The following is a 371-nucleotide window of genomic DNA, read 5'->3' as shown; positions in this document are numbered from 1 at the left end:
AATCCGGAGAAGGTGGGCAAAGTGATAGTTTGATTCTTCTTGTCTTGGACAAAAGTAAAAAAACCACAACCCTGGTTACAATTTCTAGAGAAGCCATGGTGAATGTGAAAATGTATGACCGAAAGGGTGACTATATTCAAGACTATCAAGCGCAGATAGCGCTTCAATACTCCTACGGAGATAGCGGCAAGAAGAGTGCTCAGCTTACCAAAGACTTGGTAAGTGAGGTGATTCATGATATTCCCATACGCTCCTACCTATCCTTGGATATTGCAGGAATTCCTGGAATCGTTGACGCAATTGGTGGGGTACCCATCACAATGAATAATGACTATACAGAAGTTGATCCCGCTTTTTTTAGAGGGGCTCAG

1 protein-coding gene is annotated in these 371 nt (G+C 42.9%); it reads left to right on the top strand.

The window, feature by feature from the left end; all coding sequences use genetic code 11:
- The coding region (locus tag D0T66_RS16100) for an LCP family protein (protein ID WP_185154856.1) at nucleotides 1-371 on the top strand (371 nt) is incomplete at both ends.

This window comes from Dysgonomonas sp. 25 (assembly GCF_010501075.1).
GTDB lineage: Bacteria > Bacteroidota > Bacteroidia > Bacteroidales > Dysgonomonadaceae > Dysgonomonas.
Note: the sequence above shows the minus strand (reverse complement) of the source record. Positions and strands in the feature narration are given on the sequence as shown.